Origin of the sequence: Leptospira alexanderi serovar Manhao 3 str. L 60, from assembly GCF_000243815.2 — a bacterium.
Classification (GTDB): Bacteria; Spirochaetota; Leptospiria; order Leptospirales; family Leptospiraceae; genus Leptospira; species Leptospira alexanderi.
Window position 1 is genome coordinate 17,501 of the sequence record NZ_AHMT02000038.1, and the last position, 9,724, is coordinate 27,224.

General features: G+C 39.6%; 6 protein-coding genes and 1 pseudogene (1 of these 7 only partly in view). 5 read left to right on the forward strand and 2 right to left on the reverse strand.

The window, feature by feature from the left end:
• The 4 genes from LEP1GSC062_RS12350 to thiM all read left to right on the forward strand — a co-directional run.
• Nucleotides 1-823: the 3' portion of a hypothetical protein gene (locus LEP1GSC062_RS12350; RefSeq protein WP_004496971.1), read on the forward strand. The gene continues 23 nt to the left of window position 1, outside the view; only the last 823 of its 846 coding nucleotides appear in the window; the start codon falls outside the window, past its left edge; it ends in the stop codon at nt 821-823.
• A gap of 57 nt (nt 824-880) precedes the next feature.
• The gene (gene prfB / locus LEP1GSC062_RS12355) at nt 881-1,984 is read left to right on the forward strand and encodes a peptide chain release factor 2 (protein ID WP_020984416.1); all 1,104 of its coding nucleotides are present in this window, start codon (nt 881-883) and stop codon (nt 1,982-1,984) included.
• 389 nt (nt 1,985-2,373) lie between these two features.
• The gene (gene sph / locus LEP1GSC062_RS25560) at nt 2,374-4,848 is read left to right on the forward strand and encodes a sphingomyelin phosphodiesterase (RefSeq protein ID WP_020984420.1); all 2,475 of its coding nucleotides are present in this window, start codon (nt 2,374-2,376) and stop codon (nt 4,846-4,848) included.
• Between the two features lie 556 nt (nt 4,849-5,404).
• Nucleotides 5,405-6,199, forward strand: a complete 795-nt coding sequence (thiM, locus tag LEP1GSC062_RS12375) for a hydroxyethylthiazole kinase (RefSeq protein ID WP_010579178.1) — start codon at nt 5,405-5,407, stop codon at nt 6,197-6,199.
• Nucleotides 6,200-7,697: 1,498 nt separating this feature from the next.
• Here the strand turns inward: thiM and LEP1GSC062_RS24810 are convergent.
• On the reverse strand, nt 7,698-8,018 hold the full coding sequence (locus tag LEP1GSC062_RS24810; protein ID WP_010579179.1) for a hypothetical protein: 321 nt from the start codon (nt 8,016-8,018) through the stop codon (nt 7,698-7,700).
• Between the two features lie 348 nt (nt 8,019-8,366).
• Between LEP1GSC062_RS24810 and LEP1GSC062_RS25565 the strand changes: the two are divergent.
• Nucleotides 8,367-9,366, forward strand: a pseudogene (locus tag LEP1GSC062_RS25565) (IS630 family transposase).
• Here the strand turns inward: LEP1GSC062_RS25565 and LEP1GSC062_RS12400 are convergent.
• Nucleotides 9,363-9,724 (reverse strand): tyrosine-type recombinase/integrase (locus LEP1GSC062_RS12400; RefSeq protein WP_155827657.1); only part of this gene is annotated, 362 nt, incomplete at its 5' end. The pseudogene LEP1GSC062_RS25565 and the gene LEP1GSC062_RS12400 sit on opposite strands and share 4 nt — an antisense overlap.

The window sequence follows — 9,724 nt, forward strand, 5'->3', positions numbered from 1 at the left end:
TCTGGATCTCGTGGAGAGACATAGCCTCAAGAAAATGGAAAAATTTCTTGGGATCATCCTATCTCCGGTTCAATTTCCAGTAGAACAATACAATCTGTTAAGACACGCTTTGCATCGTAATTTGGATCCCGATACGTTGATCCGGAAAATGAATCGACAAGAACTTCTTTCTTTTATTTATATTCTCACTCAGTTCGGGGACGTCGTCCGAGCCGAAACTCCCGCGGAGTATTTGGACGTAGAAAAAATTCCGCTGGTTTTAGAATGGCAGAAAGGTCTATATATGATCCCCTATGAGGTTTTAGATCATCTTTCCACTTCTCGAATATTCAAAAATCAGAATTATCTTTTTGCCCTCATTCCGTCCCTACCCGTAAAAGAAAAAAAAGCGTGGATCGAATGGATCGGTTCCGGTTATGGAAAGACTTTTCCAAGAGAGATCAACCACGAACTCTATTTTCAATGCAGGCATCTTCAAAAACCGTTTCAAGGTAAGTCTCTTCTCAGGGAAGAAACGATTCAACTCAATCAGCTCTGGCCGAGCGGAAAAAATGAAATCGTGGATTGGTTCCACAAAGGGATCACTCCGTTTTATTCAGCGATGAAAGAACTTTCCAGAACGGAAAAAGATCCCTTTCTTCTTCACATTCTCGATCTGATTCGATCCGGTAAGCTGATCTTAAAGAAAAATCCGGAAGAATTCAGAAAGAAAGAGGAATATATTTTGGTAGCCACGGTGGAAGGGAACACTCCGCAACTCAGAGACACCGTATTTTCCTGGGAACAAGAAAGAGAAAATAAAGAAGATTTTCTTTTTCAATAAACGTATCCGCTTAATCCATCTTACAACAAATCATCAAACTAACCGCAAGCAAAGATTATGGAAGTCAAATCAGCAAAAGAACTTAAAAGAGTCTCCAAAGAATTACAGGAAAATTTTCTAAATCGTTGGAAACTCCTAAATTTGGAACAGGACAAGGATCGTCTTAAGGCGCTCAATGAAAAATCTGAAGATCCGGACCTCTGGAACAATCCGGAAGAAGCGAGGACCGTGAGTCAGAAAAAGAACGAACTGGAAAAAAAACTCACTCCTTGGTTTACGATTCAACAAGATATATTAGATTTTCCTGATTTAGTAGAACTGATTCTCGACGAAAAAGGCGAAAACGGTATCGGAGAGCTTTCGATAGAATACAACAGGCTTCAGGAAAAATTCGAAGAACTGGAACTTTTAGGTGCTCTTAAAAATTCAGAGGATCTTAAACCGGCTTTCCTAAACATTCACCCCGGAGCGGGTGGTACCGAAAGTCAAGATTGGGCTGAAATGCTTCTTAGAATGTACATTCGATATTTTGAAAAAAAGGGATATCGGTATTCTCTCATTGACATTCAGGCGGGCGACGGGGCCGGAATCAAAAATGCCACCTTACATGTGATAGGTGATTTCGCTTTCGGTTTTTTAAAAGGGGAAAACGGAATTCATAGACTCGTAAGAATTTCTCCTTTTGATGCAAACAAAAGGAGACATACCTCCTTCGTTTCAGTCCACGTAAGTCCTGAAATAGACGATGAAATCGATATCAAAATCGAAGAAAAAGACATTCGCGTGGATGTATACCGTTCTTCGGGAGCCGGCGGACAACACGTCAATACAACCGATTCCGCAGTTCGAATCACTCACCTCCCTAGCGGAATCGTCGTCGCCTGCCAAAACGAAAGATCTCAGATTAAAAACAGGGATACCGCATTTAAGATGTTAAAGGCAAGACTCTACGAGATGGAACAGGAAAAAGCCAAGGAAGAATTGGAAAAAAAATCCGGCGAGAAAAAAGACATCGCTTGGGGTTCTCAGATTCGAAGTTACGTCTTCCATCCTTACAATCTTGTGAAAGATCATAGAACCGACCACGAAACCGGAAATGTCGCGGCAGTGATGGACGGAGATATAGAACCGTTCATTCTTGCGTATTTAAAAACGCTTTAAGAAGAAAGTAGAGGTATCGATGATAGAACGCGTATTTCTTCACGCTAACACGGTACAATACGAGTCTATAAAACATCTTACCTTTTTCCTTCTTTTTGTTGCAAGAATAGAAGCATAGTTTCAATTTCATCTTTCGTTTTGTCATAGAAGATTACGAGTATGTATTGATCGATCTACCTAAGTCCATTACTTCTGTTCTAAATATATTCCGAAACTTGCATCTAAATCAAATCGTATACTGACTTGCAAACAAACTTCGATATACATTTCACCAAACAACACTTAAGCGACAATGTTTACGCCATTGAAACACTTTTTTATAAAAAACTATTATTCTTTTTCAGATTGTGTATAATAAAGACGTTCATAAAAAGGAATGGAGATAAATTATGAAAACAAAGCGAAATGTCTTCCCCGAAAAAGTCAGAAAAGAATCAAAGAGACATACAAATTCAAGATTTCTTATATATTGTAGTCTCTTCTTATTTCTTATTTCACGCTGTTCACCTGATAAACAAACTTCCTATGCTGATTTATTTAAGTTTTTGCTCCTTATTTCGAATAACAGAAGCGTAAGCAATGAAAGTCAGGGTTCAACAGATTACGATCCAATAAGTTCTGGTCCTGCAAGTTCTACCTCACCAGCAGGCCCAGGTCCAGGAGATCTCGACCCATCAAACTCTGATTCAACAAACTCAAGTTCAGTAAACTCTGATTCAACAAACTCAAGTTCAGTAAACTCAAGTTCAGTAAACTCTGATTCAGTAAACTCTGGTTCAGCAAGCTCAAGTTCAACAAACTCAAGTTCAGTAAACTCTGGTTCAGCAAGCTCAAGTTCAACAAACTCAAGTTCAGCAAGCTCTGGTTCAACAAACTCTGGTTCAACAAACTCAAGTTCAACAAACTCAAGTTCAGCAAGCTCTGGTTCAACAAACTCTGGTTCAACAAACTCAAGTTCAACAAACTCAAGTTCAGCAAGCTCAAGTTCAACAAACTCTGGTTCAGCAAGCTCTGGTTCAACAAACTCTGGTTCAACAAACTCTGGTTCAGCAAGCTCTGGTTCAACAAACTCTGGTTCAACAAACTCTGGTTCAGCAAGCTCTGGTTCAACAAACTCTGGTTCAACAAACTCTGGTTCAACAAACTCTGGTTCAGCAAGCTCTGGTTCAACAAACTCTGGTTCAGCAAGCTCTGGTTCAACAAGCTCAAGTTCAGCTTCAATAGTATTTCCAAGCCGACCAGCAAACACTGGGACAGGAAGTTCTAGCATAGTAATAACCTACGGTCCATCAAGTGGCACAACAAGTTCCCATCCATCACCTCCAGGCCAACCAGCAAGTACCGGTATAGGAAGTATTACTAGCATAGTAGAAACAATAAGCTCTGGTCCATCAAGCTCCAGTAGGCTACGCTCCAATTCACAAGACTCGGAAATTAAAATTCTAAGTCATAACGTTTCTTTAATGTCGACTCAACTTCCAGGTTGGGCAGATTGGGGACAAAAAGAAAGAGCAGAACAAATCGTAGGCTCGGACTACATAAAAAATCAAGACGTCATAGTATTTGAAGGTCTTTCCGACGCTAACGCGAGAAGGATTCTCTTAGACGGAATTCATTCACAATATCCGTATCAAACCGATGCAGTAGGAAGAACCAGAAACGGTTGGAATGCTACTTTAGGAGTTTACAGGCAATCTACTTCTGCAGACGGAGGAGTCGTAATCGTAAGCCAATGGCCCATTGAAGAAAAGATACAATACATCTTCAACAATTCTGGATGCGGTGTTGAATCGTCTTATCACAAAGGATTCACTTACGTACGAATCAACAAAAATGGAAAAAAATTCCATGTTATAGGAACCCAAGTTCAAACGGTAGGTCCAGCATGTTCGGATTTAGGAAGATCCGTAAGAATGAGTCAATTCAACAATATCAAAGATTTCATTAATACAAAAGCAATCCCGAAGGACGAACTCGTTTTAATAGCGGGAGATCTGAACATAGCCAGAGGTAGTGATGAATATTATGAAGTGCTTACTAATCTAAACGTAAACGAGCCTAAATATGTGGGAATTCCTTATACACGGGACCCGCAAGTTAACGCCTTTGCCGCTTTGAGATACCACAACTCGCAACCTATATATACGAATTATGTGCTCGTTTCAAAATTTCACAGCCAACCTGAGGTTTGGCAAAATTTGGCTTACGATCCGATTTCTCCAAAAATCTGGAAAAGATCGAACGGACACATAAGTTACGAATTTTCCGACTCCTATCCAGTTTACGGTTTTGTATATGCGGATTCCACCACTCCTACAAAATCCGCGCATAGAAGAAAATACGATCAAGTTTCCTTAGTATCCGTAGCCACCGAAAAAATGATTCAAGCCAATTCTCAAAAACCGAACGGATGGTTGAAAGCGAACACAACCACTGGAACAAAATTTACGCAATTCAATTTATTACAACCATTGGACCCCAATTCAAACCCGTTCTGCATGGAAAGCGGATACGTTCGAGTCGAACCCTCTGCTTATTTGAATTATTTTTGGAATTGGTGGTATTCCGGGGGATTTTCAGGAGGAAACGGCAATTACGGCTACTATCCTAAATTTGATGACGGCTCCGATCGACTCCAAATCATAAACCTGGACGGGGGATGCCTACAAGACGGAAGTCGAATCGCATTCAAAGATTATAATACTGTTTTGGCAAAACATCAATACATTACGGTTTGGAAAGAGGGAGCCTGGAACCAACACTTATTTCTTTGGAGTAATGGTGTTGCCGGGGAGGCAACATTCTATCTACGATTGAATTCCACTCCGGTGAGAGATTGGCGTTCGGATTTAATTTACCGTTAAAAAATTCCCGAATCAATCAAGAGGCGTGCGTATTTGCACGCCTCTTTGTATATCTTTAAAGTCTGTCCAAAAAACTTAAAATAAACTAGTTACATCCATCAGCAAGTTTGTAGCAAAAACGCCGGGAGTTCTCACAAATTACATTCTCCTTTGGAAAAGTTTTTATAGATTTTTTGACAACCTCTTTCGTTGTTCGAGTTCTCACATCCTAAGGTTTTAGAACAAGCTCTGAATAAAACGATTATTGAAAAGAATCGTCCTCTTTATAGGAGAGAAATTTCATCGTAAGGATGAATAGGACTTGCACACCTAAAAGATCAGTAAAACGAATTTGAGTTTCATATTGAATCCGAAAATTTAGGCTGAGTGATTTTTAAATACAGAGATAGATGCACGAAATCAAACAATCCCCATTATTGCGACTTTCAAAAAAAGGGAACAGAAAAACTCCTACAAACATAAAATTATCTTCAAACGGAATCGAAACTCTTTTCAGAATAAAAAAGGATGAAAGTTCTTTACAAGATTTCATTTTCTTTTTTAAAACTACAGTATCATGTCAAAACATCCAATCTTAGAAAGAGTCTGGCCAGCAAAAGAGATCGTAGAAGACCTTTTAGAACTAAGAAAACATTCCCCTCTAACACATGTTATGACGAACATTGTAGTCACCAATTGGACTGCAAACGTATTACTTGCAGTCGGTGCGTCTCCCGCAATGGTGATCGCCGAAGAAGAAGCTGGAGAATTCGCGAAGATTGTAAGTGGATTATTGATCAACGTCGGCACAATAACTTCAAACGACGCAAAAGCCATGAAAATCGCCGCAACCGTCGCTCATCAGACGAACATTCCCTGGGTAGTTGATCCTGTCGCCGCAGGAGCACTCGGATTCAGAACGGAAGTGACCAAGGAATTACTCGGCTTAAAACCAACTGTAATTAGAGGGAACGCCTCCGAAATCCTTGCGTTAGCCGGAACAGCAGGCAAAGGCAAAGGAGTCGATTCGACGGCGAGCTCCAAGGATGCCCTGCCCTATGCACAAGAGCTTTCCGAAAAAACTGGCGCGGTTGTCGCCGTAAGCGGCGAAGTGGATTACGTAACGAACGGAAAGGAAACCATCGCGATCCCCGGAGGAGATCTGATTATGACCAAGATAACCGGTGTCGGTTGTTCTTTGGGTGCGTTGATCGCTTCTTTTTTGGGAGTTCAAAAGGATCCGTTACGAGCATCCGCATCTGCTTCCGCGGTATTTGCGATTGCAGGTTCTCGTTCAGCGAAAGAATCGAACGGCCCCGGAAGTTTTGCGGTAAACTTTTTAGATCAATTAAGTCGACTTTCGATCGAGTAAATATAACTATTTCAAACCGTTCGATGGAAAAAAACAAAGTTAAAAACGATAGATAAATTCATAAAACCTAAAATTCAGTCCTATAAGTTTATAAGAATTATTGAATATTTTTCAGGGCGGGTTCTCGCCTCCGCGAGAACCGCGCTGCTTCGGGTTCGCTATTCGCTCATCTCTTCGCGAAATAAAACGGAAAGTTATGGGTTATTTTAAAAAAAGCGCTCGAGACTAAAGCCCTTCGCATCGCTCCCGCGTACAAAAGTTGAAAAACCTTTCCGGTTAAAATTCCTAAACCGATTTTGAGATTCTAAAAGTTCGAAAACTTGTTTCCCAATCTATGATATCATTTCAAACCAACCTCTTGAAGAAACTTTCAATTCTGTTTTGAGAACAACAAATTATCTTTGTTCAAAAGTATTGATCCGAACCGATTCAAACCATCTCTAAATTTTTTTCGTGATCAATTCTTCTAAAATTTGAATCTTGACTATTCCTCTTTTTCCCCTAAAATACATACGGGCATAAAGTCTTAACAGGTCCAAATATGAATCCAACATTCGATTCCATAAAGGCGCTTGAGTTTATCTTAGGGTTATTCTTACCCAAAAGTCCTAATAAGTTTTTGAGTACCAATTTAGATTCATCGAGGAAATGGGGTTTAAATCCCAGTATAATTTATCTGCTACCGTTTATCTTGGCGAAGTCAAAACAAAGAACATATATAAGGAAAACTCGAGCGTCTCGCTTCTCCTATGTTTCTTGTGTCAAGCCCTCCCGCTATTTTTTTTTACATAAGACCATATTGAGCTAACTTTCGATTCAGTAAAATGACAGAGGGCGGAAGGTCTTAACAAAGCCGGGTGATATCACCAGCACTCCCATCGAACGACTTAAACACCGACCCATAGGAAGGTGTTTGCTGAGTTTAAGGAAAGCCATAACGTTACCCACAAATTAAGAAGGCTTTGGGATCATAAGGATCAAAAACTTATATTTTTCAAGTGTTCCGACAAAAATGAGGCTTTTTACTTGCAAGAAGTATGATTTTGTGGTAAAGAAAAAGTAGCAAGGTGGTCCAGGCGCGAAATTGAGATCAAAAATGTGCAACAAATCGCAAACTGAAAAGGTTTTCGCCGGGCCGAATAAATAAAAAAGCCCGAAACCACTTCATGATTCCGGGCTGTCCCCGTCGGGAATGAGTGCTAAAGACGTAACTGAATTTCAAACATTCCGGATTATTTAAAAATCTTTGTAAACTTCCCACAATGTTCGCATTTAGCTCGATTCCGATTTTCAATTTCTTAATTCATATTAGAGTTTTTGAAAAATTAATTCTTGAGTCTGTTTCCATTTCATTGAAATGGACGATTGAAGCAGTTTTGTGAATCTGAGCTATGGAATTTTTCAACAACTCTATTGTTTATTATATTCGTTAAGTGTTTCACTTTTTATTCTTTTACTTGCTGCTGATTTGCTATACGAGTCATAAACCAAATTGAATCTAAACCCTCTCCACATGTTTGGCATTGAAGATAAAGAGATCCTTATTCAAAATAATCAGAGCCAGAGCGGAATTGATAGAAGATGTCGTAAAAACCTCATCATAAAAACAATTATTAACCTCGATGCTATCAAAACCGGCTTCAATCCCGATATGATTTTTCTGCATGATGGGGAGCGCTATATTCCAAAGCGACCCGGTCCATCGAGCATCAGTTTTGAACGCGGGCAAGCGTGTTTCAATCGTATTTGCTTTTGTTCGCCACCCAACCCCTGAGTTAAACTCCCATCCTAAAACGTCCCTACATAATAGAGTGTCCAAAATTCTACGTCTAAACGGGGATTTGTGCTAAAATTGGCGGTACTCCTTTATGTAGAGATCAGTAAAACGTCCCTCGCAATTATTTTGTCTGTAAGATCTTTTTCGGTAACCATAGTCTTCCTTCCTCAGCCCCAACCCGAAGATATGTTAACTTTATCTAATCCATCAACTGTTTCTATAGTCTGAATCTCTGATTTTAAGCTCGCGCATTCCTGCAAAAGGAACGTTTTTCGAATCGCGCCATCATTCAAAACTTGTTTAATCTGATCGGCTGAATGATTGTGATACCACTACTGATCCCTACAAAAAAGAGTACCAAAAATATAACAATAATATCCCATTGTCATAATGCAAAACTTAGAAAGGGAAAAGTTAAAACGTTTGGAAAAACGTAGGTTGAAGGGAATTGCTCTATTGAAGAAAGGCTACACGTGCTACGGAGTATCAAAAAAGCTTGGAGTAAGTAAGCAATCGGTAATGCGTTGGCGAGAAAGATATGAATCGGAAGGAATCGAAGGAGTAAAATGGAATGGTCGACGAGGTCGACCGACCAAATTGACCATTTCAGAGAAGAAAGAATTAAAAAGAATCATCTTGAAAGGTCCGATCAGTAACGGTTATCCGAATGAACTTTGGTCAACGTATCGTGTATCAGAAATCATACGAAAAGAATTCGGAGTAACGTATCATCAAGATTACGTAGGAATTCTCTTACATCAATTAGGATTTTCGTATCAAAAACCTAAAAGAAGAGCGTTGGAAAGAGATGAAAAGGCAATTGAAACTTGGAAAACGAAAACTTGGCCCGGTATAAAAAAAAGCAGAGAATGAAGGGTTTAAGGTCATATTTTTAGATGAAAGCGGAATCAGCCAGAATCCATATACGATAAAAACTTGGAGCTTAATCGGAAAGACACCGATCCTTCGTCACAAGATGTCTTGGAAAAAGTTATCAGTAATCGGTGCTATTTCTAAAAAAGATTTTCACTTTCAGATCATAACAGGCTCTGTTAAAAGCCAGGACCTTATTTATTTTTTAAAGATACTTCTAAAGGAAAATCGCAAAAAGATTTTAATAGTTTGGGATAATCTATCTGCTCATAAAAGCAAAACAATGAATGAATTTTTAAAAGCAAACGAGGAAAGGCTTCGAGTAGAATTTTTGCCTCCTTATGCTCCGGAGTTAAATCCTCAAGAATATATCTGGTGTCGTTGGAAGAAAAACTATATGGCTAATTTTTGTCCGGAGAATCTTAGCCAATTGATTCAAAGAACTAAATCTACTTTAGGTATATTGAAATCAAATACAATCAGTTTCGATAGTTATTGGAAACAAGCTGGCATTTAGGTACTCATTTTTATAGGGATCAGTAAAGAACTCGAATCCGGCGTATGGAGTGATGGATGCGTCTTGTCATACACTTCCTTTAACTTTCGAATCGCTACGTGGGTATAGATTTGAGTCGTACTTAGATCCGCGTGTCCAAGCATCTCTTGAACGTGCCGTATGTCCGCTCCGTTGTCCAACATCCCAGTCGCCGTCGTATGCCTGAAGATATGAACCGCTTGACGCTTGTTGACAGAAGCCGCCTCTCTAAACACCGCAAAGAGACTTGTAATACTCGAATGCTCCAGCTTCTTACCCATCTTACCCAGAAACAAATGTGGCTCTTCTGCATCTCTCAAAAATACAACTCTCGATCTTT